Origin of the sequence: Nitratireductor mangrovi, assembly GCF_007922615.2 — a bacterium.
GTDB classification, from domain to species: Bacteria; Pseudomonadota; Alphaproteobacteria; order Rhizobiales; family Rhizobiaceae; genus Mangrovimarina; species Mangrovimarina mangrovi.
The window spans coordinates 4,234,762-4,261,544 of record NZ_CP042301.2 but is presented as its reverse complement, the minus strand read 5'-3'; the positions used below and the strand labels follow the sequence as shown (position 1 = coordinate 4,261,544).

Here is a 26,783-nt window from a genome sequence, read left to right as displayed (position 1 = left end):
AGACGCACAGGCCAATACGGTGACCTTGAGGGCGCAACGGGTTGCGCCCTCACGTACACGTCGATAGTCAAAGCTAGCCATGTCGGCTTCCCCAGCACCAATCCCCGTCATCGAGGTCGAGGACGCCCGGATCAGCTTTGGCGCGGTCAAGGCACTGGCGGGTGTCAGCCTTCGCATCATGCCCGGCGAGTGCGTCGGCCTTGTCGGCCACAACGGCGCCGGCAAGTCGACCATCGTCAACGTCATCAATGGCGGGCTGTCCCCGGACGAAGGCCGGATCTCCGGTGACGGGGCGACCCTGGAACGCTACGGCATCAACGTGGCGCGGGCGCATGGCGTGCGCTGTGTTTTCCAGGAGCTGTCGCTGTGCCCAAACCTGACCGTCATCGAAAACACGCGGCTGGTGCACCGCGACCTGGGCGGGCTGGGCTGGCGGGGCCGCGCCCGCGCCATCATCGAGGAGAACCTGGACGCCATCTTCCCCGGCCATGGCATTGATAGCGGCGAGATCGTCGCAGCACTTTCCATCGCCCAGCGGCAGATGGTGGAGATCGCCATGGCGTTCTCGAGCGCCGGCACCGCTCCGCGCCTCGTTATCCTCGATGAGCCGACATCGTCCCTCGATTCCAGCCTCGCCAAACAGATGCTCGCCCATGTGCGCAGGTTCGTCGCCGAAGGCGGGGCAGTTGTCTTCATCTCCCACATCCTCAACGAGGTGCTCGCCACGGCAGACCGCATCGTCGTGATGAAGGATGGCCGCGTGGTAGCCGAACAGCCGGCGGGCGACTTCACCATCCATGGCCTAGTCGAGGCGATGGGCAGCGTCGCCAAGGAAGAGGCTGAACGTCGTGAAACCCGCGAACTGGCCTCCGCGCCGGCCGTTATCGAGCAACCGGGCCACGGCCTGCCACTGGTAGCCCGCAAGGGCGAGATCGTCGGCCTTGCGGGGCTGAGCGGCCATGGCCAAACGGAGATGCTGCTGCGCCTTCACGCCAAGAGGAGCGGCGACTGGGTGCTGCAGCGCGACCCGGCGGTGACTTTCGTCGCCGGAGACCGCCGGCTCAACGGGGTGTTCGAGCTGTGGAGCATCCTGAAGAACCTTTCGGTGGCGTCACTTCCGGATCTGTCGCGCCACGGCCTCGTCGCTCTGGAAGCGGAGCGTCACAAGGGAGCCGACTGGAAGGAGAGGATCGATATCCGGACGCAGGATATGGAGAACCCTGTCCTTTCGCTTTCCGGCGGTAACCAGCAAAAGGTGCTGTTCGCGCGGGCGCTTTCGACCCGGGCACCGGTCGTGCTGATGGACGACCCGATGCGCGGCGTCGATGTCGGCACAAAGCAGGAGGTCTACCAGATCATCCGCCAGGAAGCCGCAGCCGGCCGCACCTTCATCTGGTACTCCACCGAAATGGAAGAGGTGTGTCTGTGCGACAGGGTCTACGTCTTTCGTGAAGGCGAGGCCGTAGCCGAACTCGAAGGCGATGACGTGAACGAGAAGAACATTCTCGCCGCGTCCTTCCAGGGAGCCCTGGTGGCATGAGCATCAGGCTTTCCGCGGAGACGATAAGGCTCGCCATTCCGGCGCTTTCGCTCGTCACCCTGCTTGTCGCCGTCTTCTGGCTCCAGCCGCGTGCGATGAGCTATTTCGGCGTGAACCTGCTGTTCAACCTGGCTGTGCCGATCGCGCTCGCCACGATCGCGCAGATGCTGATCATGGCCGTCAACAATCTCGACCTGTCGATCGGCGCCTTCGTCAGCTTCGTGGCCTGCGTCGCCGCCACGTTCCTGCAATCAAACCCGCCGCTCGGCGTGCTCATCCTCGCCGGGGCCGTGGCGGCCTATGTTGCGCTCGGTGTCATCATTCATCTGCGCGATCTGCCTTCCATCGTCGTCACGCTGGGCATGAGTTTCGTGTGGACCGGGCTCGCCGTGCTGCTGCTTCCGGCGCCCGGCGGGCAGGCCCCGGAATGGGCGCGCTGGCTGATGACGGTCAAGCCACCCCTTCTGCCGATGGCCATCGTCGCCAGCATCGTCATAGCCGCGATTGCCCACCTCATCGTCATGCGCTCATCGCTCGGGGTCCTTATCCGCGGCATCGGCGGCAATGAGCGCTCGGTTGAACGCGCCGGCTGGTCGGCGCTGGCGGCGCGAGCGGCGGCCTACGCGCTTGCCGGCGCATTCGCGGTCGCGGCAGGCATCGCGCTCGTCGGGCTGACGACGTCGGCCGACGCCAATATCGCACTGCGCTACACGCTTCTTTCCATCGCTGGCGTCATTCTCGGCGGTGGCGAGTTCGTCGGCGGCCGCGTTTCGCCGATCGGCGCCGTCATCGGTGCGCTGACGCTTACGCTCGCCGGCTCGTTCCTCTCGTTCCTTCGAATTTCACCGGACTGGCAGATCGGCGCGCAGGGCGCGATCCTCATCATCGTCCTGGCGCTCAGGTTGCTTCTCAACCGGATCGAGAAACGCGAGGGGCGCCGATGACTATCCTCGGCGCGCTTTTTGGGAAGCCCTGGATCTGGGCGTGGCTGGGAGCCGCGATCGTCTGGTTTGCCACCGTCATGGTTACCGGTGGAGCAAGCGCGATCGGCCTCACCCAGGCCGCGCTGACCTTCGCCGCCTTTTCGGTGATCGTTGGCACCGGGCAGATGTTCGTCATCACGCTGGGGCCCGGCAACATCGACCTTTCCGTTCCCGCCACGATGACACTCGCGGGCACCGTGGCGCTGAAGCTGATGAATGTCGACAACGGCATGGTGGTGCCGGGGCTCCTCGCAGCACTCGTCGTCGGCTCGTGCGTCGGCGCCGCCAACTACTCGCTCATCAAGCTGTTGCGCATCCCGCCCATCATCGCCACGCTCGCGATAGGCTTCATCGTCCAGTCGGCGGCGATCTGGACCAACCGTGGTCTGAGGATCAAGCCGCCGGCCTTCCTGGCCGAGTTCACGACCTCGAGCACGTTCGGCATACCGAATGTGGCTCTTGCGGCATTGCTGATCACCGTCGCCGCATGGCTCCTGCTCGAAAAGAGTATCTACGGCCGCTGGGCAACGGCGATCGGCCAGAGCATGGCAGCCGCGCGTATGGCAGGCATCCCAGTCGATGGCACACGTTTTGTCACCTACGTGTTCTGCGCCGTGCTTGCCTCGCTCTGCGGCTATCTGCTGGCCAGCTTTTCAGGCGGCGCCGCGCTCAACATGGGTACCGAATACCTTCTGATGTCGATCGCGGTCGTCGTTATCGGCGGGACGTCGGTCGCCGGCGGCAATTCCAACGTGCCCGGTATCTGGGGGGCTTCGCTCTTCATGTTCCTGGTCGTGTCGATGCTCAACACATACGGACTTGGCGCCGGAATCCGCCTTGTCATGACGGGTCTCATCATCATCAGCGTCATCATCGTGGCCAGCGGCCGCGGCGCGCGGCAATCCTAGGCAAGGCTCCATGGGCGACAATACACTCTACGAAATACACGATCCCCGCTTCCGGGCGCTGATCATCGAAAACGCGCGCCTGGAGGAACTCTACAGCGGCTGCCGCTGGGCCGAGGGGCCGGTCTGGTTCAGCGACGCCAACCAGCTTGTCTGGAGCGACATTCCCAACCAGCGCATGCTGCGCTGGTTGCCCGGAGCTGGCGTGTCGGTCTTCCGCGAGCCGTCGAACTTCGCCAATGGCAACACACGGGACGGCCAGGGCAGGCTGGTGACCTGCGAGCACGGCACGCGCCGTGTCACGCGCACCGAGACCGACGGCTCGATCACCGTGTTGGCGGAAACCTTCGAGGGCAAGCGGCTCAATTCTCCCAACGACGTGGTCGTTCGCTCTGACGGTTCCGTGTGGTTCACCGATCCGACCTACGGCATCCTTCACGATTACGAAGGCTACAAGGCCGAGCCGGAACAGGCGTCGCGCAACGTCTACCGCGTCGATCCGGAAGACGGGGAATTGACCGCGGTCGTGAGCGACTTCCGCCAGCCGAACGGGCTCGCCTTCTCGCCGGACGAAAGCGTGCTCTATGTCGCGGACTCTGCGGCCAGCCACGATGAGACGGCGCCGCGCCACATCCGCGCCTTCGACGTGGTAGGCGGCCGGAAGCTCGCCAACGGCCGGGTCTTCGCGGTGATCGACAACGGCATTCCCGACGGCATGCGCGTCGACACGGGCGGCAATGTCTGGTCGAGCGCCGCCGACGGCGTGCATTGCTTCGCGCCCGACGGCCGCCTCATCGGCAAGGTTCGCGTGCCGCAAACCGTGGCCAACCTGACCTTTGGCGGACTGCGCCGCAACCGCCTGTTCATCACGGCAACGACCTCGCTCTACTCATTGTTCGTAACGGCGACGGGTGCTTAGCCCGACAAAACCGCTTCTTGTCGATACGCGACGCTGAGAGCAGTTTTCCGATATGGTCAACGAGGCAGAGGGCGCCAGAGTCCAAGGCGCGTCGGACTAGCGGATCGAGCTCACGCTCCGGTCAGCCGCTCAGCCTGCGGCGCGCAGGGCCACCGCGCCGCTGACCTCGTTTGCCCATTCCGCTGCTTTCGTGACGCCGCCGAGCGGGAAAAAGTGCGCCTGGGTGATCAGGCTCGCAGGATCGTCGGCGCAATGGGCAGCTAGATCGGCAAGGAAGTCCGCAGGTTCATAGGGCAGCATCAGGCGGCGCAAATCCATGGCGCGGCGTTGCAGCACGCGGATCGACGGCCCGACACCGCAAGAGAGCGCATATTTGATCAGCGTCTGAAGCCTGGCCGGCCCGGCGACGCCGACATGGATCGGAAGCGTGACGCCGGCCTCACGGAGACGCTTGCTCCACGCGATGACCGGGCGAGCGTCGAAAGCGAACTGGGTAACGATCGCCATTTCGGCATCGGTGCGCTCGCAAAATGCCTGCTTCCACGACAGTGCCGCGTCAGCAACGGCTGTAGAGCCGTCGGGATCGATGTCGCGATTGCCCTCCGGATGGCCGGCGACATGCAGTCGCCGGAAGCCGAGCCGGTCGAAGAGGCCGGTTTCCATCATCTCGATAGAACTGTTGAACGCGCCGTACGGTTTTGCCGTGCCGCCGGCCAGCAGCAACGCTTCGCTGACCCCGGCATCGGCGTAGCGGCGGAGCCACTCCTCCAATGTCGCCACATCGGCAATCATCCTTGCGGGGAGATGCGGCATGACCGCAAAACCCTCGTGGGCAAGCCGCGATGCGGTGGCAACCATGTCATCGATGGGCGTGCCCTCTATGTGGGCGACATAGACGCGCGTCCCCGCCGGCAGAAGCGCTGAAAAATCAGCGATCTTCGCCGCCGTTCGCGGCATCACCTCGATGGAATAACCGTTGACGAAGGCGGCTATCTGCCGCCCGGAGGAGACCGATCCGGCACCGGAGACCGCGTCTTTCAGAAAGGCCATTCTTACCCTCCAAGTCGTTGCCTATGTATACATGCTTGGGAAATGCACGCAAGTCGATCTCACGTCCTGGTGCGAAAAACCTGAATTTTTCGGCTAATTTTGCCCTCTACGCCGCTCAGGACCCTCTTGTCACGCCCGGCAGGATTGCCGGCGTGAATACATATGACGACTCTTGATGATGCAAAAAAGGCGACGCCCATGACGCCGCCCTTTGCAAGATCGCGACGCGCAGTAGCGCGTCAGGCACTCCTGGTCGTGCGCCAGCTGTCCTCGGCATAATGCTCGCGCACCTCGCGGGCGTAAGGCGTCGGAGAGACGCGTACCCTGATCTCGGTCTGCTTGTGCTTTTCGGTCGAGGTCTTGCCGGTGGTCTCCGGCTCGCCCCACAGCATGGTCAGCACGTCGCCGACCTCGACATCGCTTTCGACGACGCCTAGCGACAGCATGCAGCGCTCGTTGTAAGAATAGCCGTTGAACATCGACATTCCGACCATCTTGCCGTCGCGCATCACCATGTCGGCGCTGGTCGAGGCGTAGTTGGGCTGCGGGAAGTCGATCCACTTGTAGGGCGTGCCCTGCTCGAAGCCGGAGGCGATGACCTTGAGCACATCGTCGCGGTTCCACTCGAAGGTGACCTTCTTGCGGTTGTTGCGCGACTTCATCTCGGCCAGCGCCTGCCTGCCGATGAAATCGTCCTTCTTCCAGCCGATGTAGAAATCGTAGCCGAGTTCGAACGGGTTGACGTAATAATCCTCGATATTCTTCGAGACGTAGGAGCCACCGATCGCGCCCATGGCCTCGTAGCTGTCGGCGCCGAGCCACTGGCGGTAATCGGCCAGCATGCCGTCGCCAGTGTAGATTGCCGGCAGCGGCGACGGAATCCAGCCCGATTCCAGCGTGTTGGTGGAATAGGCGCGGCTGCCGCAGCGCACGAGGTCGACCCCGGCATCCTTCGCGGCCTGCAAGATGCAGGCAAGGATATAGGGCTTGTCCTCGTAAGGACCCCAAATCTCGAGGCCCGGCGCACCGGACATGCCGTGGCGCAACGCCTGCACCTTCTTGGAGCCGACATTGATCCAGTCGACATGGAAGAACTTGATATCGGGGATCGGGCCGCCATTCATCTTTTCGAATATCTTCGGCGCGTCCGGACCCTGGATCTGGTAGCGGTAATGGGTGCGCAGCACGCGCTCGCCCTCAGGCCGCGAAGGCGAGCGCGGATCATGGCGGATGCGGACGTTCCACTTGCCCCAGGCGGCGCAGAATTGCAGCCAGTTCGACACCGGCGCGCGGCCGACGAGGATGAACTTGTCCTGCCGCTCGCGAAAGATGATGTGGTCGCCGATCACATGGCCGTTCGGCGTCACCGGCACGAAGTGTTTGGCGCGGCCGAGGTCGAAATTGGAAAACGCGTTGATGCCGTGATGGGCGAGGAACTTCTCGGCCTCCGGCCCCTCGACGAACAATTCGTCCATATGGTGGGTCTGGTCGAAAAGCACCGCGGAATCGCGCCAGGCGCGCTGTTCGTCGCGCCAATTGGAGAACTCGGGCGCAACCACCGGGTATACATACATGCCGATCTTCGAGTTGCGCAGAAGCTCGACTGCATTGCCGGATGCATCCAAAACGGCCTGAAGGCTGGATTTTGTCATTCTCGCTCCTCCCGAGTGCTCGCTGCTATGTATACATCTAACTGGGAAGCATATGGAATGCAATAGCTGGCGCGTATGGCCGGCGCGGCACCAGGGCCGGCGGATGCAGGTGAGGAGGCTCAGTCCTTGACGAGAGCAAGCCCGGGCAGGTGCTTCATGAGGCTGCGGTCCTCGGCAAGGACGTAGTCGAGGTTGCGCCGCGCCGTGCGGGCATGCTCGCGCGCCAGAGCCTCGGCCCGCGAGCTTTCGCGGCCGGCAATGGCCGCGATGATCTGGCGATGCTGTTCCTGGGCGATGTAGAGCGAGCGGGTGAAGGCCTCGATCTCGGCGGAGTTGGGCAGGAAGGCCGATGGCGAGGCAAATGGCAGTCCCGTCACGCGTTCGACCTCGCGGCGAACGATCTCGCTACCGGAAAGCCCCGCGAGTTCGTGGTGGAACCGGGCGTTGAGATCGGCATAACGCTCGAAATCGACTTCCTCGCGGTCCGGACCGAAACATTTGTCCAGCTCGGCGACGATTTCCTGGATACGTTGCAGCGCCTGCTCACCGGCGCCGCGCTCGGCCGCCAGCCGGGCCGCGGTGCCTTCCAGAACGCCGCGCAATTCGATCGCGTCGATGACGTCGCCAAAGCTGAACGAACGCACGACGAAACCGCCGCCGCGGGCCCGGTCGAGAAGGCCCTCCTCTACGAGCCGCGACATGGCATCGCGCACCGGGGTTCGGGAGATGTCCAATTGCTCGGCCATCTGCACCTCGAAGAGGCGGGTGCCGCCCGGCAGATCGCCGCTCAGGATGCGTTTGCGCAACTCGATCTGGGCGCGTGTCGCGTGGGTGTTGCCGGTCGGTTGACGCATTGCCAGCGAGCCTCCTTGTCTCCAGGCGGGAGCGGTCATGCAGATACCACACCGTCGAAAAGCTTGCGCACCGTTCGCAATACACCGGCCGAACCGACCACGCCATCTTTACGCCTGGCCATCGTTCCGCTTCGCGCCCCTCATCCCTTCGTGATGGGCGGCGTACCGTGGGTATGAAAACTCTCGATCGTCTTCAGCCCCCAGGCCTGGCCCTTCCTGCGCTCGGCCTCGGTCCACACGACGGTTTCCCAGTCGGGGTCGAGCACCAGCCGGGCACCGGCATTGGCAACCTCGACCCGGTTTCCCGCCGGCTCATAGACATAAAGGAAGAACGTACCCTGTATGGCGTGCTTGTGAGGCCCGGTCTCGATAAAGACCCCGTTCTCCAGAAAGATGTCGGCCGCGCGCAGAATATCGTCGCGATGGTCGGCGGCATAGGTGATGTGGTGGAACCGGCCGGAAGCGCCGGAGTGGTCTTCGGTGCAGGCCATGTCGTAGCCCTTGTTGTTGACCGTGAACCAGCAGCCGCCGATGCGACCGTTTTCCAGCTGGATCATTTCGGTCACCCGGCTGCCAAGCGCTTCGACCATGAAGTCGCGCATCTTCGACACGTCGGTGGCAAGCAGATTGAAATGGTCGAGGCGGCGCGGTGCTACGCCGCGCCCATGATAGCGTTGAGCGATGTTCTTGAGCGCCGGCTTCTCCGCCTCCGGCGCTTCATATTTGTTGGTTTCCCAATAGAGTTCGAAGACATGGCCGTCAGGGCTGTTGAAGCGGTAGGCAGGGCCGTGGCCAAGGTCGCCATCGGACCAGCCGATGCCGAGATTCATGCGCTCGATCACCGCGACCCGGCGCTCCAGCGCGGCCCGCGATGACGCGCGGTAGCCGCAATGCGCCATGCCGGTGGTGTTCGATGCCGTCAATTTCAGCGAATGGAACTCGTAGTCGTCCCAGGCTCGCAAATAGACGGAATCGCCGTCGCGTCCGCTTTCGGTGAGCCCGTAGACGTTGACGAAGAAGTGGAGGCTTTCCTCAAAGCGGTTCGTCAACAGTTCCAGGTGACCGAGATGCGCCGCGTCGAAGCAGGGTTCGTTCATGTGATCGCTCCTCCAGTCCGCCGTTCCCGCATTTTCAATCATTCCTCCGTCGCGACAAGGTTCATGCCGACAAAGCGGTCGAGCGTCGGACGATCCTGAAGCAGTTCCCTGGACCTGGCCCGGTGCGCAATCGTGCCGCGCTCGACCACGATGGCATCGCTGGTCAGTTCCAGCGCCGTTTCGGCGTGCTGTTCGACGAGTATCAAGGTCACACCTTCGGCGGCCATCTTGCGGATCGCCGCTGTCAGCTCCTCGACGATGATCGGCGCCAGGCCTTCAAGCGGCTCATCAAGCAGCAGCACGACCGGGTTGGTCATCAGGGTGCGTCCGATGGTGAGCATCTGCTGTTCCCCGCCCGACAGCTGGCTGCCCATATTGGCGCGGCGCTCCCTGAGGCGGGGAAACAGCCCGTAGACGGCATCGCGATCCCAGCGCCCAGGTTGCGCCGCCACGGTCAGGTTTTCCTCAACGCTCAGCGAAGGAAAGATGTCGCGCTCCTGCGGCACCCAGCCGATACCTAGCCGGGCCCGCTTGTGCGGTGGCAAGCGCGAGATGTCGGCACCGCGGAAGAGAACACTGCCTCCTGCCAGAGGGAGAAAGCCCATCACCGTAAGAATAAGCGTCGTCTTGCCGACCCCGTTACGGCCGAGGAGCGCAAGGCTGCCGCCCGCCGCAATATCTATCGAGACGCGGTCCAGCACGATGCCTTCGCCATAGCCGGCGCTGACGTCGCGAAGTTCGAGGACCGCTTCAGCCATGGGCCTGCCCCAGATAGACATCCCGCACGCGTTGGTCGGTGCGGATCACTTCCGGTTCGGCTTCCACAAGCACGCCGCCAGCGACAAGCACGATAATGCGCGAGGCAAAACGGAAAACGAGGCTCATGTCGTGTTCGATGAAAAGCACGCAGATGTCTTCCGGGAGGGCCTCGATCACCGAAAAAAGTTCCGCGCTCTCGCCCTTCGGTATACCGGCGGCGGGTTCGTCTAGCAGTAGCACCCTGGGACGGGTGGCGAGCGCAAGGCCGATCTCGAGCAAGCGCTGCTGCCCATAGGCAAGAAAACGCGTCGAGCGGGTAGCGACGTCGCCAAGCTGGAGCTGGCGCAGGATGGCGTAGGCCTCGTCGATCGAATCACCATGATCGGCAAGTCCGCGCCAGAACTGGCCGGCCGTGCCCTTGCGCTCACAGACGGCCAGTGTCAGCGCCTCGATCGGCGTCAGGTCAGGGAACAGGGCGTTGATCTGGAAGGTACGCGCGAGCCCGGCCTTGACCCTCGCGGCGCGCGGCTTGCGGGTGATGTCGTTGCCGGCAAGGCGAACGCTGCCGGAATCGGGCTGAAGCTGCCCGGTTATGAGATTGACGAGCGACGTCTTGCCGGCGCCATTCGGCCCGATCAGGGCATGACGGGCGCCGCGCGGCAGGGCGATCGAGACGTCGCGCGCCACCTCCAGCGAACCGAAACGCTTGTTCAGCGCGATGGTCTCAAGCACGGGAGCGCCGGCGTTCATCGGCGCAATCTCCCCGCCACGGACGCCAGTCCGCCGAGGATTCCCTTCGGCATCAGCAGCACCACCGCCATCAACAGAAGCCCGATCCAGAAATACCAGTATTGCGGGTTCATGTCGGCGAGCTGGTCGCGCGCGACCAGAAAGATGATTGCTCCGACGATACCGCCATAAAGCCGGCCGGTGCCGCCAAGAATCAGCATCACCACCACGTCGGCGGAGCGCTGGAAGGAGAGCGTGTCGAGCGAAACGGTTTCCGTGGTCTGGGTCAAAAGCGCGCCAGCAATGCCGGCAATGCCGGCCGAGATGGTGTAGATCGTCTGCAGCCGCAGTCGATAGGGCGAGCCGATTGCCGGCATGCGACCAAGATTCTCGCGGATGCCGCGCAATGACAGGCCGAATGAGGAGTGAACGATGCGCCGGCTAACGACGACGCCGAGAAAAAGGACAGCGAGCGCATAGCTGTAGGCGGTGTAGCCCCAGAGATCGAACTCGAAGGCGCCAAAGACCGGCCAGACATCGACCCCCTGCAGTCCATCGGTACCGCCGGTAAGCCAGCTCATGGCGTTGGCCAGTTCCAGCGTGAGGAGGCCAAGGCCGAGCGTGATCATAATCAGCGCGAGGTGATGGACCCTTACGATCAGGAAGCTGACGATGAAGCCGATCAGCGCCGCAAAGGTGCCGGAGAGCAGGAGACCGGACAGCGGTTCGCCCCAGCCGGCCTTGGTGAGCAAGCCGGCGCAATAGGCTCCCAGGCCGAAAAACATCGCATGGCCGAGCGTGATGACGCCGGCATAGCCGAGGATGAGGTCAACCGAGACGGCAAAAAGCGCGGTGATGGCGATCTGACTGGCCAAAGTCAGGTAGGTGGGAAAGAAAAAGAACGGAATGAACGCAGCCACCCAGAACGCGGCCTCCCACGCTGTCCAGCGGCTCTGGCGTCTGAGCCAGCGTTGCGGCCCGTCATCAGGTATCACGGTCTCGGCCATGGTCAGCGCCTGCCGAAAAGGCCGAGCGGCCGGAAGAAAAGGATGCCTATCATGAGCAGGTAGATCAGGAAGGAGCCGATCTCGGGCACGAAGTATTTTCCGGCAACGTCACCAATGCCGAGCAATGCCGCTGCCGCGAAAGAGCCTCCAATGGAGCCGAGTCCGCCGACCGCGACCACGATCAGCACGTAGACTAGAACATGGAACCCGAAGGTGGGATCGAGGCCGACGATCTCAATCGCCAGCGCCCCGCCGAGACCGGCGAGGCCGCAGCCCAGCGCAAATGTGATCGCGAAGACGGTGTCCACGTCAATGCCGAGGCCCTGCGCCATGCGTTGGTTGTCGACCGCCGCGCGAACGCGCGCGCCAAAGCTGGTGTGCTCGAGACCGACTACCAACAGCGCCGTCACCACCAAAGCGACGATCACCAGAAACAGGCGATAGGCGCCAAGCCGTACTCCAGCCACCTCGACAGAGCCGCGCAGGTAGTCGGGCAGCTGAATGGGCTGCTGGCCGGTGCCGAAGACATAGGCGGCAACGGCCGAGGCAACGAAGACTAGGCCGATGGTGAACAGAACCTGGTTCAGTTCGCCGGCCCGGTAGAGCCGCCGAAAGAAGGTTCGTTCGCAGGCGATCCCGACGACTGCTGCGGCGACAAACGCGGCCGGAAGGCCGAGGAGGAAAGGCAGGCCCAGCTCGCGCGTGGTAACAAGCGCCACATAACCGCCGAGCATGCCGAAGGCGCCGTGCGCGAGGTTGACGAAGTTCATCAGCCCCAGGGTGACCGACAATCCCACCGACAGGACAAAAAGCAGCATCCCGAAGGCGAAGCCGTCGAATAGGACGATCATGAGACTGCCGGTCACGAAATGGAGCGTCGAGGCGCCGCCCTTGGGTCCAGTGGTCAGTTGGCGCCGTGCAGCGGATCCTTCACATTGTCGATCTGGTCGATGATGACGTTCTGCAACGTGCCGTCAACCTCCTGGACTTCACGGATGTAGACCGTCTGCACGATGTCGCGGGTTTCAGGATCGATCGAGATCGGCCCGCGCGGGCTGTCCCAGGCCATACCCTTGCTCGCCTCGACCAATGCCTCGCCAGTGGCGTCACCCTCCGTCTTCTTGAGCGCCTCGTAGATCAGGTGCATGCCGTCGTAACCGCCAATCGAGAACAGGTCGGGGCTGCGTCCGCCATTGGCCTCGCGGTAGGCGGCGACGAAGGCGTTGTTGAGCGGGTCGTCACGCTCCAGCGTGTAGTGGAACGTGGTCACGATGCCGCGGGCGTTTTCGGCCATGCTTTCCAGCGCCTCGGGATGGGTGAGTTCGCCCTGGCCGAAGACCTTGGTGTCGGGAGGCGTCAAGCCGCGCTCGGCGAGCGCCTTGCCTATGGCCGCCGGCTGGCCGCCGCCGGGAATGAAAATATAGACGGCTTCCGGGTTGGCGTCCTTTACGCGCTGGACGAAGGCCGAGAAATCCGGGTTGGCGACGGGCGTATTGTCCGCGCCGACGATCTCGCCGCCGGCTTCGGTGAAGCCCTTTGCGAACGCCTTTTCGGCGTCGTGGCCAGGACCGTAGTCGGCGACCAGCGTGTAGGCCTGCTTCACGCCGCCTTTTTCGGCGGCCCATTTGCCGAACGAATAGTTGAGCTGCGGAATGGTGACCGAGGTGCGCACGATATATGGCGACTTCTCCGTCACGATCGACGTCGCCGCGTTCATGACGACCATGAACTTCTTGGCCTGGTCGGCCACGTCGGCGGCACCGAGCGCCTCAGGCGTCAGCGCGAAGCCGGCGATAATGTCGACATTGTCGCGCACGACAAGTTCCTGCGCCAGCCGCTTGGCAACGTCGGGAGCCGGACCGCCAGTGTCCTTGCGGATGATCTCGATCTTGCGTCCGGCGACCTCGTCGCCGTTCTGCTGCATGTAAAGCTTGATGCCGGCATCAAGCTGGTTGGCGGCGTCGGCGAAAGGCCCCGAATAGGGCAGGATGACTCCAATCCTGAGCGCTTCCTGCGCGCCTGCGGCAAACGACCAGGACAGACCCGCGGCCAGAGCCACGGCAAATGCGGTTCTTGCGTGCATCTGATTTCCTCCCAGAATGCGTCTTGTTCTTGAGAAGAGTGTATACATGGCGAGAGGGAAATCAATGGCCACCTGCGGGACAAGAGCGCATAGTGAACACCGAGGCACTTGCGCACGCCGACCGATGGACATTTGCTCCACCTGCCGGGTGCCGACATCAACGACATGCCCCTGCGGCGATGCCCCCTGGCTTTGCATCGCTTTGCGGCGCTTGCTGACGAACAATCGCCTAGAGCACGGAATGCCCCATGAAGATCGTCCTTGGGCGCTGCTCAGCGCCAAGCAACATGGCTCGATCGCGCGCAGCCCCCGATTTTGACCAAAGCAGAAGCTATGCGAACGGCTTGTGACAAAAATCTTGGCTCTGCGCAAAGAATGTATACAAGCGATGTCTAGAGCGATGATCCGGCAACTTGTGACGCCATTCCTTTGACCGTTCGGAACAGAACCTCGTGAACAAGGTCTGCGCATGGTGAACGTGTTGTCCGTCGTGCTGCCGATCATGCTGATCATCGGGCTCGGTCTGGCGGCGGTGCGCTCGGGTGCGGCGAAGGACGTGCATATCGAAGGTCTGGCGGCTTTCGTTCTCAATTTTGCACTGCCTGCGGTCATGCTGACGACCCTCGCCGGTCAGAATATGCGAGAAAGCTTCAACCTCGGCTATTTGGTGGCCTATGGCGGCGGCTCACTCGCAGCCTTCGCCGCGACGTTCGCCATCCTGCGGTTCGCGATGGGCCGACCGCTGACCCGCGCCGGATTGGGCGCCCTTGGCGGCACGACGTCCAATACCGGCTTCATCGGCTATCCGGTCGCGGCCCTGGCACTGGGAGCGCCAGCGCTCGCAGGCATGCCGATGACCATGCTCATCGAAAACGCGCTGATCATTCCGTTGGGTATGGCGCTGGCGGAGTTGGGCCGCCGCGACGGAACGCATTCGGCCATGCGCCTGGTCTGGCAGACCCTGGCACGGCTTGCCCGCATGCCGCTGATCCTCGCGATCGCGGCGGGGCTCGTGCTTTCGCTGGCCGGGATCCAACTGCCCGACATGGCCGTGACGACACTCGAAATGTTGGCCGCTGCGTCCGCGCCATGCGCGCTGTTCGTCGTCGGCGGCACGGTCGCGCGGTTGAACCGGTCAGACATCTCGCCAGAAATCTTCGCCATCGTGGCCGGCAAGCTCCTTATCCACCCGGTAGCCGTGACGGCGGCGCTGCTTCTGGTGCCGGGTGTTCCAACCGGATTGGTGGCCGTCGGCATGTTGTTTTCGAGCGTTTCGATGATCACCATCTACCCGCTCTTCTGCGTCCGGCACGGCATGGAGAAGGATGCGGCGACCGCGCTGGTCGCGGCAACCACGCTGGCATTCGCGGGCATCGCAGTGATGCTCGGCTGGGCAATTCCTCTGGTTGCCGGCGACGGTTGACGGCCGCAACGGAGCCGCTCTGCGGCGCCCAAATCGAGCACACACAGCGGAACAACTTCGCGTGAGCGGCGTTGATTGGCTGTCCGTGCGGCCGCGCTTCTCCTTCTCAGCGACGATCGTGAGAAGCGCGGCCGTGCATGCGAACGATGCACAGGAGGTTCTATCATGTTCCGCAAGCTCTTGGCGACCACCGCCATCGCGACGCTGGTCTCGACCGGCGCCATCGCGCAGACCACAACGAACCCTGCCCCGGCAGATCCGACGGTGCAGACGCAGCCCACCGCAGAGGTGCCCATGGTCGTGAAGGCCGAGGGGCAACTCGCCAGCAACATCATCGGTGCCTCGGTCTATAACGGCACCGGCGACGATGCGGAAAACATCGGCGACGTGAATGACATCGTCATTGGCCCGGACGGCAATATCCAGGCCGTGGTGATCGGCGTCGGTGGCTTTCTCGGCATTGGCGAAAAGCACGTAGCAATCGAGTACGATCTGGTCGAATGGGCGGAGATCGACGGCGATCGCTGGCTCGTCGTGGAAACCACGGCGGATGCGCTGAAAGCGCAGGAGGAATTCGACCGCCTCGCCTATCAGCCGATGCCGGCCGACGCCAACGTCAAGGAGACCAAGCCCGCCTCGGCAGAAGACCTAGCCAAGGCTCCGGCGCCCGAACAGGCAGGTGATGGGGCCGGCGACATGGCGGCCGCCGAGGGCGAGACCGCGGCTGAAGAGAATGTCGCGGAGTCTGAGCCCGCGACCGAGCCTGCCGAGCAGGACACCGCCATGGAGAACACCGAGGGCGGTAAGGACGACCGTGTCGCGACGGCAGATGAGAGCGCCCAGGCTGAGGACGGTGCTGCCGACAAGGATACCGCCGCTTCGCCGCTTGAGGATCCGGCAAAGGACACCGACGCGACCCAGACGGCGGCCATCGACCGTTCGAGCCTGGAACCGCTCGCGACCGACAAGATCACGGCCGAGGAGTTCGTTGGTACTACCGTGTACGGTGCCAATGAAGAAAATATCGGCGAGATCGGCGACGTTGTCCTGACGACGGACGGCAAGGTCGATGCGGTGATCATCGATGTCGGCGGCTTCCTCGGCATCGGCGAGAAGCCGGTCGCGGTCGGTTTGGAGAACCTCGAGTTCATGACCGACGGCGAAGGCAATCGGTACCTCTACACGAACTTCTCCCAGGAGGAGCTCGAGGCGCAGCCCGCCTACAACGAGGCGGAATACGCCGAAAAGCGCGACGACATGCGCATGATCGTCCCCAACTGATTCAGTTGCGCATGACACGGAAGAAGGCCCGCGCCCGCCAGCGCGGGCCTTCTTGCACCGCGAAGCTCAGCTTAGCTGGAACTTTCCGCGCCGGCGCAGCGTTGCCCGCATGAAGAAAAGGAGGCATCCATGGCAACCCCCAGGACCAATACGAACAAGAACGGCAACGGCGGCAACGAGCCGTCAGCCCAGCAGATCGAAGAGCAAATCGCGCAACTGCGTTCGGACGTGGCAGGTCTCGCCCGAACGATTGCCGGCTATGGCTCGCACAAGGCAGGCGCGGCCCGCGATCAAGCGATCGAAAAGGGCCACGCCGTCGCGGCCATACCGCGTGAGGCAGTGAGCCTCCTGCAAGGCGAAATCGACATGCTGGAGCGCAGCCTCAAGGCTCGCATCCGCTCGCGGCCGCTGACGACGCTTGGCATGGCTGCGGGCGCCGGCTTCCTGCTGGCACTTCTCTCACGCAGGGGCTGAGTCGCGGCGAACTGCCGGCTCACCGCAACAGCGACACCAGAACAAGGAAGGATCAACAATGGCGAATGTCACAGCTGTCCTGAAACCCAAGGCGCACAAGGAAGAGATCAATACCGGCCTGGGCGCGAAATATCGTGCCGACATGGCCAAGCGGCTGACGGCGATCCTGTCGGCCACATACCGGCTGACGGTGAAGAACCACATCTATCACTGGAACGTGGTCGGACCGTTGTTCAAACCGCTACACGAACTGACCGAAGAGCATTACAACGCGTTGTTTGCTGCGACTGATGTGATCGCCGAGCGCATTCGCGCCCTCGGTCATCTTGCGCCGGTGTCACTCGCGGGCGCCGCCGACTTCGCACCAGAGGCGCGCGACGTCGATCACGGCTCCGCCAGCGCCATGGTCGCCGACCTGATCGACGATCACGAACAGGCAGTGCGCGATATGCGTGAGACGGCGGCCAAGGCCGGAGACGCGGGCGACGTCGTCACCGAGGACATGCTCACCCAGCATCTCAACTTCCACGAAAAGGCGATCTGGATGCTGCGCGCCATCATCGCGAGCTGATGCGCCAGCAAGGGAACGCGTCAGGAAAGGACTTCGATATGAAAGAATCCAGGATCAGATTGAAGATCGCCGACATTCTTGCCGCCGATGCACTCGGCAAGGGCGAGAAGATCACACGCCTGACCGAACTGCGGCGCGAAGCGCGCGACGAACAGCGGGCGGCCTCGGAGGCTGGTATGATCGACGACGATGGGCTCAACGCGGATCTGCGCGAGATCGATCTGGCGCTCGACCAGTTGGGCGCGAACGTGACATCGATCGAAGACAAGGGCGCGGCGACGCTCTGACGTGAGCTTGCCCGCCTAGATGAAGGGTCTGCCCCGGGTCACCGGGTCGACCCATCCGGCGAGTTCGCAAAGCCCGTCCTCATCGAGTACCTCGCAGCCGCGTTCGCGCCAGTGCAGCAGCTTGCGGTCCGCCAGTTTTCTAAGCGTCTTGTTGGTGTGGACTAGCGACAGGCCAAGCGTGTCGGCGAGATGCTGCTGCGAGATCGGCAGTATCTTGCCGTGTTCAACCAGGCCGCAGGCGCGCGCTCTTCGATTGAGAAAGGCCAGCAGGTAGCCTGCTCTTTCCAGCGCCGAACGACGGCCGATCGACAGCAGGTGTTCGTCAAGGATACGTTCCTCGCGCGCCGCGATCCAGGTGAGATCATAGGCAAGGTCGGGGTATTTTTCGAACAGCGTTCTCAACCGACCGCGTTCGAAGACGCAAAGCGTGACTGCGGTCAGCGCTTCCACCGAATGCTGCATCTCCCCCATCAGCGAACCCTGGAGGCCGATGAGGTCTCCCGGCATGACAAAGTTGAGGATCTGCCGGCGGCCGTCCTCGAGAATCTTGTAACGGAAGGCCCAACCGGCCAATACCGTGAAGAGGTGAGCACTGTGCGCGCCTTCGACGAGAATTGAGGCGCCGGCGTCCGCCGTCAGTTCGCCCGTCTTGAACTGTGATACGAAATCGAGTTCGTCAGGGTCGAAGTCGCGAAAATGTTCGCGCTGACGCAAAGGGCAATGCTCGCACCTGGTGCGCGCGGCAATCAGTTCACCATTTCTCTTTTCCACAGCCGTCATCTCGCCAACATGCCCGGCGCGGGGATGGTCGCAAAGCCGCGCGACATGTCTTTTTTAAATGACTTCGGAGGCAAAGCAGCGCTTCTGGAGCGCTGGAGAGGCCTCCCGGCAAAGCGCCGGGCCAATCAAGCGTTCTGAGACCATTGCCCGATAACAAGCTGAAGACCTTGATCGTAGACAGCGAGTACCTCATCGCACTCGATCTGGAACTCATGATTGCCGAACTGCTCGACTGTGAGATCGATGTTGTCACGCCCGCAACGGCTCGGGAGACTGCGGCGAACCGCCAATATGACCTCGCGCTGATAGAGCGGCCGGAGCCTGACAATTCGCGAGGAGACCTCGTCCACCAGTTGGCACGTGCCGGCACGGCACTGGTTTTCACCTCAACCGCCGAGGGCGACAGCGCAGGTCTGCAGGAGCACCCGGGCTGGCCCGTGGTGCTGAAGCCTTTCGCCGCAACGGCGGTGATTGCCGCGGTACGGCTGGCGATTGCGCGGCGCGAAGGCGACCTAGCCGGCGAAAGCACGTGACGCGATCGCGGAGGAATTGCGGTCAGGCCCGTAGTCGGCTTCTCCCGATACGTCGAGCAGTTCCTGCAGCCTGACTCGCGCCCGGCTGACGCGGCTCTTGATGGTTCCAACGGCACAGCCGCAGATTTCCGCCGCTTCCTCATAGGCAAAGCCGGAGGCACCAACGAGGATGATCGCTTCGCGCTGGTCCTCAGGAAGCTGCGCCAGAGCCTTGCGGAAATCTTGCAGGTCGAGCGAGCCATATTGCGCCGGATGCACGGACAGGCGCTCGGTAAAGGTGCCGTCGCTATCCTGAACCTCGCGTCCGCGCTTGCGCATCTGGCTGTAGAACTCGTTGCGCAGGATGGTGAAAAGCCAGGCTTTCATGTTGGTTCCCGGCTCGAAGCTCTCCTGCTTGGCCCAGGCTTTCATGATGGTGTCCTGGACGAGGTCGTCGGCCTTGTCATGGCGCCCGATCAACGACACCGCAAAGGCGCGCAAGTTCGGTAGAGATGCCAAGAGGTCGCGCTTGAAATCGGCGCGAACGTCCGAGGGAGCGCCACTCATTTGCGCTCCCCGCCGTCACGGCGACCGTGGGCTTGCTCGACCTCATCCAGCTTCTCAAGCAAGTCAAGGAACCGATCCGGGATGGTCTCCTCCCGAACCGTATCGTAGAGTTCCCGCAGCTTACGCGATATACGCTCTCCTGCGCCATCTGCGCCCGCCATATCATTCGGCGTCACGTCGAATGCCCGCATGCTCTTCTTGTCCTTCATATTGCGACGGTTCCCAAAGCCCGGTTTCAAGACGGCAAATGCAAAGGCGGCGAAAAAGTTCCGTTGCACGGGAACTTTTTCCGCAAAGATGCGTTAACCGACACTTTGGACGCCTGTCCGCTGCCATACAAGGGAGACACTAATCGATGTCACTTTCGACCCGTATCGCTCCGCACCTGCCCCTGCTGCGCCGCTATGCGCGTGCCATTACCGGGTCACAAACCTCGGGCGACGCCTATGTGGCCGCCGTTCTCGAAGCGCTCATCGCCGATATCTCGGTCTTCCCCGAGACCTCGAACGACCGGGTATCGCTCTACAAACTCTTCAATTCGGTCTTCGGTTCCACGTCGATCGACGTCAGGCCGATCGAGTCTCCGTTCGCCTGGGAAAAGCGCGCGGCCGCCAATTTGTCCTCGATGCCGGCGATTGCAAGACAGGCATATCTACTGACCGCGGTCGAAGGCTTTACCAACCCCGAAACCGCCGAGATCCTCGACCTGGACGAGACCGACGTGATGGACCTGCTTGATGCGGCGACCCATGAGATCTCCCGCCAGATGACCACCGACATCATGATCATCGAGGATGAACCACTGATCGCGATGGACATCGAGCAGATCGTCGAGGAACTCGGACATCGTGTCACCGGGGTCGCGAGGACCCACAAGGAAGCGGTGGAGCTCTTCGGCAAGACGGCTCCCAAAATGGTGCTGGCCGACATTCAGCTCGCGGACGGAAGTTCCGGTATCGATGCGGTCAACGACATTCTGACGTCCTCCAGCATCCCGGTCATATTCGTAACCGCCTTTCCGGAACGGCTCCTCACGGGCGAGCGACCGGAGCCAACGTTCCTGGTGACGAAGCCGTTCAACCCGCACATGTTGAAGGCGTTGATCAGCCAGGCGCTATTCTTCAACGATCAGGCGCGGGCCGCAGCCTGAAGCGGCCAACCAACGGCTTGCGATGACCCCCGGCCCAGCGGAACTAATAAGCAGCTTCTCCGTTCTGCCTTCGACAATGGCGAAGGAGTCAAGCGATGCTTTATTACGCACTGGTTTTCCTGGTGATTGCGATCGTGGCGGGGGTACTCGGGTTCGGCGGCATCGCCGGCGCCGCCACCGGCATAGCGCAGATTCTGTTCTACCTCTTCCTCATCCTGCTGGTCGTATCGCTTGTCGCCGGCTTTATCAGAAGGACCTGAGGCCATCCTCTTGTCCAAAAGCGGTCAACGGGCGCCGGTGGGGCGCCCGTGTCGCGGTGGGCGAAACGCCGACCGCGCAATCCGGCAAACCGACGGTCCCGTTGTGACAAAGCCATCTAGCAAGCGAATGAGTTGGGAGCGGCGAGGCCAGAACAGCGAGCAATTTCGCAAGCAACTTGCCTTCGCGCTGCTCCGCTCAGGAATTTGCCTGACCTTGCAAAATGAAGAGGGCGAGTATCTGCTGATCGCCAATTTGCCGGATTGTTGGTCACTTCCAGACGTCGAGCCGACGGACGCGAGCCTTTTTGGGGAGGCACTTGCCGGTCGCCTCTCGGACGTGAAAACGCGAGTGGTGGACAGTGGCGGCAGCGAGCGCGTGCATGCCGACCTTCCCGACGGACGCTATTTCGAACTCGCCGTCGAAGCACCTGAGCTTGGCGATGGTTTTTGCATCCTGACCACGATCGTCGAACTCACTGAGGAACGGCGACGCGAAAGAGTGTTGAAGAATCTCCTGCGCGAGGTAAGTCATCGCTCAAAGAACCTGCTCGCCATCATCCAGAGCATCGCCTCGCAGACCGCGCGGTCGTCGACGTCGCTGGGATCGTTCCTGCCCAAGTTTCACGGTCGGCTGCATTCGCTTTCGCAATCGCAAGACCTTATTACGGATTCGAGCTGGCGCGGAGCCCGCTTTCGGGATCTCGCGCGCCAACAATGTGCCAAATATTTCGGCGAACTCGAGGACCGCGTCGTCATCGCCGGCGACAACCCAATGTTGTCCCCTAACCAGGCCATGCATGTCGGGCTGGCGCTGCACGAACTGATCGTGAATGCCGTCGCGGCGAGCCGGCCCTATGGCGGTGTTCCGGACGTTTCAATCCGTTGCGATGTGAAAGGCGAGGATCATGGAGCGTCCGCCTCGATCGCGTGGAGCGAGAGGCGCGACGCCGGCGTTGCGCCGGGCGCGGGCGGCGATCAGGATGACCATTTCGGTGGGGTGGTGCTGAAGCGGGTGGCACCGTCGGCGCTCAACGGCCATGCAAGCTATGTCGTGGACGAAGAGAAAATCAGTTACAGCCTGACTTTTCCGCTCACCACCGAAGATTGACGTCATCGGGAGAAGATAGTGCGCCTTTCCGATCGAAAGAGACAACAGAAAGGGCGGGCCTCACTTCGGCCCGCCCTCGTGACACGTTGCTTTGGTCTCGCCTTGCTCAGTGCCGGCGCAGCCAGTCGTCGATCTCGCGCTCGGCATCCGCCTCAGCCTTGCCGTAGCGCTCCTGCAGTTTGCCTGCCAATTCCTTCCGGTTGCCGGCAACCACGTCGAGGTCATCACCGGTCAACTTGCCCCACTGCTGCTGGACCTTGCCCTTGAACTGCTCCCAATTCCCTTCGACCTGATTCCAGTTCATCGCGTTCTCCTTTCCACTGGTTGATGACGACAAGGATCGTCAGTCAGGAAAACGCCACAAGGCGGGTGCAGTTCCCATTTCGTGTATTTGCTCGAGGGACAAATCGGCGCATGCGGCACTCAACAACCACACGACGGGACATTGACCTGACCGGATGCTGAAAAGGTTCCCCCACGGCAACATGAAGCGGCTTCTGCCGCTGGCGGCGTTCCTGCTGGTCGCGGCGGTGGGCGCCGGCGTCACGGCGGTTGTCTACCGGACCGAGGAAACGGCGAACCGGGCGCGCTTCGAGGCCGTCGCGGACGAGGCGGCCGACCGCATCAGCGACCGGGTAAAGGAACACGTCGCGCTCCTCGTGGCCACGGCCTCGTTCCTTAAGGCAAGCGGCGGTGCCGTGCCGAGAGCGGCGTTTCGCCGCTTCGTCGAGGGCCTGGACCTCGATGGCGAGTTCGACGGTGTGCACGGCATCGGCATTGCGCGCGTCGCCGCGAAAGAGGACGACGCCGCGGTGGCGGCCGAGATCGCCCGAAGCTACGGCGTCGAACGCGGGGTGTGGCCGGAGACCGACCAGCCTTTTCGCACCCCCATCGTGGTCCTTGAACCGGAACGGGCTCGTTCCAGCGCGACGCTCGGTTTCGATATGTACAGCGAAGCCAGCCGGCGTGAGGCGATGAACAGGGCCATTGCCAGCGGCAAGGTTCGCGCCACCGCGCCGGTCGAGCTCCTGCGTGAGGTTCCCGGTGAGGCGCAGACGGGGTTTCTAGCCTACTACCCCTTGCCGGAAAGCCGGCCAGCGGCTTCCCGGCTGCCGGCAGTGTCGGGATTCGTCTACGCGCCATTTCTCGCGCATGACTTACACACGGCAGCTCTGGACGAACGCTACGGCCTGCCGGTCGAGATCGAGACGCGCGACACTACCGCGAACGCTTCCGTGCTGCTTTACAGATCAGCTGACTATGCGATTTCCGGCGCCAGCCCACGCTACAGGCTGAGCCGTACAATCGACGTCGCCGGGCGGACATGGACGCTGAGCATGCATGAAACGCCCGGCTATATGCGCGGGCGCACGAACTTCTACAGCTTCATCGTCGGCGCGATTTCGCTGCTGCTGGCTGCGGCCATTGCAGCGTCCGCGCGCTGGCAGATTCGCGCCGTGGAGAGCGCCGAACAGCTGCGCGCGGTTTCGGAACAGGCGGTGAAGGACAAGGAACTCATCCTGCAGGAGATGAAACATCGGCTGAAGAACGCGATCGCCCGCATATTGGCGATGGCGCGCCAGACCGGCGCTCATGCCGATACGGTCGAGGATTTTTCCTCCTCGCTCTCAGCGCGCCTGCAGGCCATGGCCAACGCGCAGGACATGCTGGCGCGCTCGCGCTGGCAACGTGCTGATCTGCGCGATCTGCTGATGACGGAACTCAACCAGGTGTTTGGCGATGCGGCCGCGGAAAGCCGGATTGCGGGCGAAAGCGTCGAACTCAACGAAAAGCAGACGCAGGCTTTCGCTCTCACGTTCCACGAACTGGCGACCAACACGCTGAAGTACGGCTCGGGAGCGGAAAGCAAGGGCGGGTTGAGCGTCCATTGGACACTGGCCGGCCCGCCGCGTGGGCGCATGCTGGACCTGACGTGGGAAGAAACCACCGGAACTGCCGTCGCCGAACCGGAAAGCCGAGGCTTCGGCAGCCGGCTCATCGACGCCAACATCAAGGGCGAACTGGGCGGAACGGTCGAGCGGTCTTACGGGGAGAACGGCTTCTCGATCAGGATCGTGGTCCCTTATCGCTGAAGGCAATTAGTGCCGCCTTCATCGCAGCCTGTGCCTCGAGTTGTCGGTCCGACAGCAGCCCGTCGTGCAAATCCGGCAGCCTGCGCGCTTATTCCAGTTGGAGCAGGCGTTCGAGATAGTCCTTCTCGATCTCCGGGCTCAGGGCATCGCCGAGACGTCGCCGAATGGCCTCGAGGATTTCCCGCGCCCGCTGCACATCGATCTCGTCGGGCACGTCAACCGAGTCGCCGAAATCCGGACCGGTCGTGGCGCGCGGCCTGCCGAGCGGATCGCGATCGGCGTTCTGCTGGCGCCCGCCTTCTTCCGATCCGCCCTGATCGCCCTGCATGGCCTGCTGCATCTGCTGCATCATGTCCTGCGCGCCACGGCGCAGCGCCTCCAGGGCGCGGCCCTGTTCGCCGACAGCGCGTTCACCCTGGCCCTCACCGAGCGCGTCACCGGCTTCGCCCATCGCCTCTCCGGCCTCACCGAAACCTTCGCCGGGACGAATGCCCATGCCTTCGAGGCTATCCATCAGTTCGCCGAGTTCACCCTGGAGTTGACCCTGGCCTTCCTGCATGCGTCGCAAGGCCTCGGCGAATTCGTCCGGCGTCATGCCGCCCTGGCCCTGCTGGCCCTCTCGTTGTTCACCCTGACCGAGCTGTTCACCGCGATCCTGGCCCCGCTGGCGCTGGCCGCGCTGCATCTGGTCGAGCCGGTGGGTCTCGTTCATCATCTCCTGCTGGCGCCGCATGATCTCGCCGAGCTTGTCCATCTGCTGGCGCATCTCGCTCTGCTGGCCGCTGCCCTGCTGGCGTTGCTGGCGACCGGCCTGCAAGTTGTTCATCATGTTCTGCAACTGCGACAGCAGTTCTTGCGCCTTGTCGCGCGCGCCCGACTTGGCAAGCTCCTCGATCTGGTCAAGCAAGCGCTCCAGATCGTTCTGACGCAGCATCTGGCCGTCCTGCGGCATCTGCGGCATCGCCATGTTGGGATCACGCGCCGCGCGCTCGGCGAATTCACGCAGGAACTCCTGCATCGCTTCGCGCAGTTCGGCCATCAGCCTTTCGATCTCTTCGTCGGAGGCGCCGTTTTCGAGCGCGTCGCGCAGGGCCTGTTGGGCCGCGCGCAGGCGCTTTTCGGCCGCGGTCAGGTCGCCGTCCTCGATGCCGAGCGCAATCTCCCAGAGATAGTCGACGACGCCTCGCAACTCCTCGTCCTCGTCAGCCATGGCAAGGCGCTCGCGCGCGCTGCGGATGGCGAGGAAATGCGCCATATTGTCGAATGTGTCCTCAGGCCGCAGCGTGACAGCGTCCATCAGGTCGAGTACGCGCGGCTTGCGGTTGGCGTCCAGCGCCAGCAGGCGGCGCTGCTCGATGACGGCGCGCGCCAGCGGGTTGGTAAAGGGCCGTTCGGGGAGCTTGATCGATTTTTCCTCGCTCCGCGCCTCCTGTCCGGCATCGTCCATCGCGGTGAGGCCAAGCACCACGTCCGCGCCGGCCCAGGGGTGCTCGGTAAGGTCGCGTGAAGTCTGGGCGCCCGTGTCCTTGCCGCCGCGGCGTGGCAGGGTAAGCGGCATTTCCGGCGCTTCGTAGAGCGGTCGGGCGCCGGGTGCGGGTGCCTCTTCCTGGCGCATTGCCGTGCCCGCGGAGGCCGCGCCATAGTCGTCCTTGATGGTGTAGGCCAGTTCGAGCGTGCCGTTCACCGCACGCTTCGGCTCCTCGGCGAAAGCGATCTCCGGCGGCATGTCGGGGATGACGTCGAATGACCAGCTCTGGACTTCGCGGCTGCCGGAGCCGAGGCTCAGCGTTCCGTTCTCGGCAAGACGGAACGCGAATTGGGAAACGCCGCTGCGAACCGGAGTTCCAGCCACGGCAGGCTCGATCGTCTCGGGCTCTGTCGCCTCGTCGGCGCCGCTAGAGCGGAAGGCGAGCCGTTCCTCGCCCGAGCCACCGGTCACTCTCAGCGACACTTCGCTGCCCGTCGGGACGCGGAACGAGGTCTGGTCGCGATTGGCCTCGGCCGTCATGAAGATCGGCGGCCTGCCCGTGTAGGCAGGCGGCGTCACCCAAGCGTCGATACGCGCCGGCGCGGCGCCGACGGCCTCGTGGGGCCGTAAGGCATCGCCGACCGAACCGCCGAACGGGCTGGCGGAAAAGGCGAATGCCACGACCAGAAGCAACGGCACGGCGGCGCGGAGCGCCCAAGGGTCACGTTCGGGCACGCGCGGATGCGGCAGATCGCCGGACAGGGTGCCCAGGCTCGCCGCGAGGCGCCGGCGATGCTCGCGCCACAGCGCGCCGGCAAAATCGTCGTCCTTGCCTGCCAGCCGATCCGATTGCGCCGTGACCGGACGATGGTCGAGCCGGTTGGCGAGTTCAATGCGCCGGTCTATCTCTCCGCGAGCCGGCCATCGGAAAAAGCGCAACGGATAGAGCGCGGCCAGCGCCGCGACGGCAAACAGCCCCGCCACCGCCATCCGGATCGTGTCCGGCACCATCCGGAAGAGCCCGAACCAGGACAGCGCGACGAAAAGGCCAGCCGCCAGCAGAACCGGCAGCGCCAGCGGCCACAACCGCTCCAGCACCATCGCAAGGCCTGCGGAAAAACGCGTGCGGCCGATACCGAGAGTGCCGCCTCCGCCGGCACCGCCCGCGGAACTTGTCGCCATATCGTCTCCTGTCGCGGCCGAAACGGCCACCGCATCGTAGAATCACAGG

29 protein-coding genes are annotated in these 26,783 nt (G+C 63.5%); 15 read left to right on the top strand and 14 right to left on the bottom strand.

The genetic code is table 11. The features are described from left to right. Positions 1–79 precede the first annotated feature (79 nt). The 4 genes from FQ775_RS20915 to FQ775_RS20900 are packed head-to-tail and all read left to right on the top strand — an operon-like array spanning position 80 to position 4,347. Complete coding sequence (locus FQ775_RS20915; protein ID WP_146300908.1) at positions 80–1,540, top strand: sugar ABC transporter ATP-binding protein; 1,461 nt, start codon at positions 80–82, stop codon at positions 1,538–1,540. Beyond that, positions 1,537–2,484, top strand: a complete 948-nt coding sequence (locus FQ775_RS20910; RefSeq protein WP_146300907.1) for an ABC transporter permease — start codon at positions 1,537–1,539, stop codon at positions 2,482–2,484. Before FQ775_RS20915 ends, FQ775_RS20910 begins: the two co-directional genes overlap by 4 nt. Further along, the gene (locus tag FQ775_RS20905; RefSeq protein WP_146300906.1) at positions 2,481–3,431 is read left to right on the top strand and encodes an ABC transporter permease; all 951 of its coding nucleotides are present in this window, start codon (positions 2,481–2,483) and stop codon (positions 3,429–3,431) included. Before FQ775_RS20910 ends, FQ775_RS20905 begins: the two co-directional genes overlap by 4 nt. A gap of 10 nt (positions 3,432–3,441) precedes the next feature. Beyond that, positions 3,442–4,347, top strand: a complete 906-nt coding sequence (locus tag FQ775_RS20900; RefSeq protein WP_146300905.1) for an SMP-30/gluconolactonase/LRE family protein — start codon at positions 3,442–3,444, stop codon at positions 4,345–4,347. Positions 4,348–4,476: 129 nt separating this feature from the next. On the opposite strand, the gene FQ775_RS20895 is transcribed toward FQ775_RS20900, so the two are convergent. The 9 genes from FQ775_RS20895 to FQ775_RS20855 form a co-directional block, all read right to left on the bottom strand. Continuing rightward, positions 4,477–5,397, bottom strand: coding sequence for a methylenetetrahydrofolate reductase (locus tag FQ775_RS20895; protein ID WP_146300904.1), 921 nt, complete (start codon positions 5,395–5,397; stop codon positions 4,477–4,479). 239 nt (positions 5,398–5,636) lie between these two features. Then, positions 5,637–7,049 (bottom strand): vanillate/3-O-methylgallate O-demethylase, encoded by a 1,413-nt coding sequence (gene ligM / locus FQ775_RS20890; protein ID WP_146300903.1) that lies wholly within the window; start codon positions 7,047–7,049, stop codon positions 5,637–5,639. A 119-nt stretch (positions 7,050–7,168) separates the two neighbouring features. Beyond that, positions 7,169–7,903: a GntR family transcriptional regulator gene (locus FQ775_RS20885; protein WP_146300902.1), complete on the bottom strand. Its 735-nt coding sequence runs from the start codon at positions 7,901–7,903 to the stop codon at positions 7,169–7,171. 140 nt (positions 7,904–8,043) lie between these two features. Next, entirely contained in the window at positions 8,044–9,000 is a 957-nt protein-coding gene (locus FQ775_RS20880) for a VOC family protein (protein ID WP_146300901.1), read from the bottom strand. 38 nt (positions 9,001–9,038) lie between these two features. Beyond that, positions 9,039–9,758: an ABC transporter ATP-binding protein gene (locus FQ775_RS20875; RefSeq protein WP_146300900.1), complete on the bottom strand. Its 720-nt coding sequence runs from the start codon at positions 9,756–9,758 to the stop codon at positions 9,039–9,041. Further along, a complete protein-coding gene (locus tag FQ775_RS20870; protein WP_146300899.1) occupies positions 9,751–10,509 on the bottom strand; it encodes an ABC transporter ATP-binding protein in 759 nt (252 codons plus the stop codon). The genes FQ775_RS20875 and FQ775_RS20870 overlap by 8 nt, the downstream gene beginning before the upstream one ends. Further along, entirely contained in the window at positions 10,506–11,495 is a 990-nt protein-coding gene (locus tag FQ775_RS20865; RefSeq protein ID WP_146300898.1) for a branched-chain amino acid ABC transporter permease, read from the bottom strand. Before FQ775_RS20865 ends, FQ775_RS20870 begins: the two co-directional genes overlap by 4 nt. Positions 11,496–11,497: 2 nt before the next feature. Continuing rightward, on the bottom strand, positions 11,498–12,346 hold the full coding sequence (locus tag FQ775_RS20860) for a branched-chain amino acid ABC transporter permease (protein ID WP_146300897.1): 849 nt from the start codon (positions 12,344–12,346) through the stop codon (positions 11,498–11,500). Positions 12,347–12,399: 53 nt separating this feature from the next. Then, positions 12,400–13,578: an ABC transporter substrate-binding protein gene (locus FQ775_RS20855; protein WP_167813085.1), complete on the bottom strand. Its 1,179-nt coding sequence runs from the start codon at positions 13,576–13,578 to the stop codon at positions 12,400–12,402. Between the two features lie 469 nt (positions 13,579–14,047). Between FQ775_RS20855 and FQ775_RS20850 the strand changes: the two genes are divergently transcribed. The 5 genes from FQ775_RS20850 to FQ775_RS20830 all read left to right on the top strand — a co-directional run bounded on the left by FQ775_RS20850 (position 14,048) and on the right by FQ775_RS20830 (position 17,614). Further along, positions 14,048–15,001 carry an AEC family transporter gene (locus tag FQ775_RS20850; protein ID WP_146300896.1) on the top strand — a complete coding sequence of 318 codons (954 nt, stop codon included), beginning with the start codon at positions 14,048–14,050 and terminating at the stop codon, positions 14,999–15,001. 165 nt (positions 15,002–15,166) lie between these two features. After that, positions 15,167–16,282, top strand: coding sequence for a PRC-barrel domain-containing protein (locus FQ775_RS20845; RefSeq protein ID WP_146300895.1), 1,116 nt, complete (start codon positions 15,167–15,169; stop codon positions 16,280–16,282). A gap of 129 nt (positions 16,283–16,411) precedes the next feature. Next, positions 16,412–16,756, top strand: a complete 345-nt coding sequence (locus tag FQ775_RS20840) for an ElaB/YgaM/YqjD family protein (RefSeq protein ID WP_146300894.1) — start codon at positions 16,412–16,414, stop codon at positions 16,754–16,756. A 58-nt stretch (positions 16,757–16,814) separates the two neighbouring features. Then, on the top strand, positions 16,815–17,327 hold the full coding sequence (locus FQ775_RS20835) for a Dps family protein (RefSeq protein ID WP_146300893.1): 513 nt from the start codon (positions 16,815–16,817) through the stop codon (positions 17,325–17,327). A 59-nt stretch (positions 17,328–17,386) separates the two neighbouring features. Beyond that, positions 17,387–17,614: a hypothetical protein gene (locus tag FQ775_RS20830; RefSeq protein WP_246730202.1), complete on the top strand. Its 228-nt coding sequence runs from the start codon at positions 17,387–17,389 to the stop codon at positions 17,612–17,614. Positions 17,615–17,629: 15 nt separating this feature from the next. On the opposite strand, the gene FQ775_RS20825 is transcribed toward FQ775_RS20830, so the two are convergent. Continuing rightward, on the bottom strand, positions 17,630–18,394 hold the full coding sequence (locus FQ775_RS20825; protein ID WP_146300891.1) for a Crp/Fnr family transcriptional regulator: 765 nt from the start codon (positions 18,392–18,394) through the stop codon (positions 17,630–17,632). Between FQ775_RS20825 and FQ775_RS20820 the strand changes: the two genes are divergently transcribed. Together FQ775_RS20820 and FQ775_RS20815 are read left to right on the top strand one after the other, a co-directional pair. Next, the gene (locus FQ775_RS20820; RefSeq protein WP_167812706.1) at positions 18,311–18,532 is read left to right on the top strand and encodes a hypothetical protein; all 222 of its coding nucleotides are present in this window, start codon (positions 18,311–18,313) and stop codon (positions 18,530–18,532) included. The genes FQ775_RS20825 and FQ775_RS20820 overlap by 84 nt on opposite strands. A gap of 5 nt (positions 18,533–18,537) precedes the next feature. Further along, entirely contained in the window at positions 18,538–18,927 is a 390-nt protein-coding gene (locus FQ775_RS20815; protein WP_167813084.1) for a response regulator, read from the top strand. Here FQ775_RS20815 and FQ775_RS20810 read toward each other — a convergent pair. Together FQ775_RS20810 and FQ775_RS20805 are read right to left on the bottom strand one after the other, a co-directional pair. After that, a complete protein-coding gene (locus FQ775_RS20810; protein ID WP_146300889.1) occupies positions 18,907–19,473 on the bottom strand; it encodes an RNA polymerase sigma factor in 567 nt (188 codons plus the stop codon). The two genes, FQ775_RS20815 and FQ775_RS20810, sit on opposite strands and share 21 nt — an antisense overlap. Then, positions 19,470–19,634, bottom strand: a complete 165-nt coding sequence (locus FQ775_RS20805) for a NepR family anti-sigma factor (protein WP_246730403.1) — start codon at positions 19,632–19,634, stop codon at positions 19,470–19,472. Before FQ775_RS20805 ends, FQ775_RS20810 begins: the two co-directional genes overlap by 4 nt. A 194-nt stretch (positions 19,635–19,828) precedes the next feature. On the opposite strand from FQ775_RS20805, the gene FQ775_RS20800 reads away from it, so the two are divergent. The 3 genes from FQ775_RS20800 to FQ775_RS20790 all read left to right on the top strand — a co-directional run bounded on the left by FQ775_RS20800 (position 19,829) and on the right by FQ775_RS20790 (position 21,991). Beyond that, positions 19,829–20,623, top strand: a complete 795-nt coding sequence (locus FQ775_RS20800; protein ID WP_146300888.1) for a response regulator — start codon at positions 19,829–19,831, stop codon at positions 20,621–20,623. A 95-nt stretch (positions 20,624–20,718) separates the two neighbouring features. Continuing rightward, positions 20,719–20,883, top strand: a complete 165-nt coding sequence (locus FQ775_RS20795) for a DUF1328 domain-containing protein (protein WP_146300887.1) — start codon at positions 20,719–20,721, stop codon at positions 20,881–20,883. A gap of 127 nt (positions 20,884–21,010) precedes the next feature. Continuing rightward, positions 21,011–21,991, top strand: a complete 981-nt coding sequence (locus FQ775_RS20790) for a sensor histidine kinase (RefSeq protein WP_146300886.1) — start codon at positions 21,011–21,013, stop codon at positions 21,989–21,991. A 106-nt stretch (positions 21,992–22,097) separates the two neighbouring features. On the opposite strand, the gene FQ775_RS20785 is transcribed toward FQ775_RS20790, so the two are convergent. Further along, positions 22,098–22,295 carry a CsbD family protein gene (locus FQ775_RS20785; RefSeq protein WP_146300885.1) on the bottom strand — a complete coding sequence of 66 codons (198 nt, stop codon included), beginning with the start codon at positions 22,293–22,295 and terminating at the stop codon, positions 22,098–22,100. A 154-nt stretch (positions 22,296–22,449) separates the two neighbouring features. Between FQ775_RS20785 and FQ775_RS20780 the strand changes: the two genes are divergently transcribed. Then, the gene (locus FQ775_RS20780) at positions 22,450–24,084 is read left to right on the top strand and encodes a CHASE domain-containing protein (RefSeq protein ID WP_146300884.1); all 1,635 of its coding nucleotides are present in this window, start codon (positions 22,450–22,452) and stop codon (positions 24,082–24,084) included. Between the two features lie 88 nt (positions 24,085–24,172). Here FQ775_RS20780 and FQ775_RS20775 read toward each other — a convergent pair whose 3' ends face one another. After that, entirely contained in the window at positions 24,173–26,734 is a 2,562-nt protein-coding gene (locus tag FQ775_RS20775; protein WP_246730201.1) for a TIGR02302 family protein, read from the bottom strand. Positions 26,735–26,783: the final 49 nt, after the last annotated feature.

Bases quoted from the DNA above. Each gene is read 5' to 3' on its own strand.
- FQ775_RS20825 (WP_146300891.1), bottom strand. From the start codon at position 18,394: ATGACGGCTGTGGAAAAGAGAAATGGTGAACTGATTGCCGCGCGCACC.
- FQ775_RS20895 (WP_146300904.1), bottom strand. From the start codon at position 5,397: ATGGCCTTTCTGAAAGACGCGGTCTCCGGTGCCGGATCGGTCTCCTCC.
- FQ775_RS20805 (WP_246730403.1), bottom strand. From the start codon at position 19,634: ATGGCGGGCGCAGATGGCGCAGGAGAGCGTATATCGCGTAAGCTGCGG.
- FQ775_RS20810 (WP_146300889.1), bottom strand. From the start codon at position 19,473: ATGAGTGGCGCTCCCTCGGACGTTCGCGCCGATTTCAAGCGCGACCTC.
- FQ775_RS20790 (WP_146300886.1), top strand. From the start codon at position 21,011: ATGAGTTGGGAGCGGCGAGGCCAGAACAGCGAGCAATTTCGCAAGCAA.
- FQ775_RS20775 (WP_246730201.1), bottom strand. From the start codon at position 26,734: ATGGCGACAAGTTCCGCGGGCGGTGCCGGCGGAGGCGGCACTCTCGGT.
- FQ775_RS20885 (WP_146300902.1), bottom strand. From the start codon at position 7,903: ATGCGTCAACCGACCGGCAACACCCACGCGACACGCGCCCAGATCGAG.
- FQ775_RS20845 (WP_146300895.1), top strand. From the start codon at position 15,167: ATGTTCCGCAAGCTCTTGGCGACCACCGCCATCGCGACGCTGGTCTCG.
- FQ775_RS20870 (WP_146300899.1), bottom strand. From the start codon at position 10,509: ATGAACGCCGGCGCTCCCGTGCTTGAGACCATCGCGCTGAACAAGCGT.
- FQ775_RS20855 (WP_167813085.1), bottom strand. From the start codon at position 13,578: ATGCACGCAAGAACCGCATTTGCCGTGGCTCTGGCCGCGGGTCTGTCC.
- FQ775_RS20785 (WP_146300885.1), bottom strand. From the start codon at position 22,295: ATGAACTGGAATCAGGTCGAAGGGAATTGGGAGCAGTTCAAGGGCAAG.
- FQ775_RS20860 (WP_146300897.1), bottom strand. From the start codon at position 12,346: ATGATCGTCCTATTCGACGGCTTCGCCTTCGGGATGCTGCTTTTTGTC.
- FQ775_RS20880 (WP_146300901.1), bottom strand. From the start codon at position 9,000: ATGAACGAACCCTGCTTCGACGCGGCGCATCTCGGTCACCTGGAACTG.
- FQ775_RS20835 (WP_146300893.1), top strand. From the start codon at position 16,815: ATGGCGAATGTCACAGCTGTCCTGAAACCCAAGGCGCACAAGGAAGAG.
- FQ775_RS20875 (WP_146300900.1), bottom strand. From the start codon at position 9,758: ATGGCTGAAGCGGTCCTCGAACTTCGCGACGTCAGCGCCGGCTATGGC.
- FQ775_RS20910 (WP_146300907.1), top strand. From the start codon at position 1,537: ATGAGCATCAGGCTTTCCGCGGAGACGATAAGGCTCGCCATTCCGGCG.
- FQ775_RS20800 (WP_146300888.1), top strand. From the start codon at position 19,829: ATGTCACTTTCGACCCGTATCGCTCCGCACCTGCCCCTGCTGCGCCGC.
- FQ775_RS20780 (WP_146300884.1), top strand. From the start codon at position 22,450: ATGCTGAAAAGGTTCCCCCACGGCAACATGAAGCGGCTTCTGCCGCTG.
- FQ775_RS20865 (WP_146300898.1), bottom strand. From the start codon at position 11,495: ATGGCCGAGACCGTGATACCTGATGACGGGCCGCAACGCTGGCTCAGA.
- ligM (WP_146300903.1), bottom strand. From the start codon at position 7,049: ATGACAAAATCCAGCCTTCAGGCCGTTTTGGATGCATCCGGCAATGCA.
- FQ775_RS20915 (WP_146300908.1), top strand. From the start codon at position 80: ATGTCGGCTTCCCCAGCACCAATCCCCGTCATCGAGGTCGAGGACGCC.
- FQ775_RS20840 (WP_146300894.1), top strand. From the start codon at position 16,412: ATGGCAACCCCCAGGACCAATACGAACAAGAACGGCAACGGCGGCAAC.
- FQ775_RS20900 (WP_146300905.1), top strand. From the start codon at position 3,442: ATGGGCGACAATACACTCTACGAAATACACGATCCCCGCTTCCGGGCG.
- FQ775_RS20905 (WP_146300906.1), top strand. From the start codon at position 2,481: ATGACTATCCTCGGCGCGCTTTTTGGGAAGCCCTGGATCTGGGCGTGG.
- FQ775_RS20850 (WP_146300896.1), top strand. From the start codon at position 14,048: ATGGTGAACGTGTTGTCCGTCGTGCTGCCGATCATGCTGATCATCGGG.
- FQ775_RS20795 (WP_146300887.1), top strand. From the start codon at position 20,719: ATGCTTTATTACGCACTGGTTTTCCTGGTGATTGCGATCGTGGCGGGG.
- FQ775_RS20820 (WP_167812706.1), top strand. From the start codon at position 18,311: ATGTTCGCGCTGACGCAAAGGGCAATGCTCGCACCTGGTGCGCGCGGC.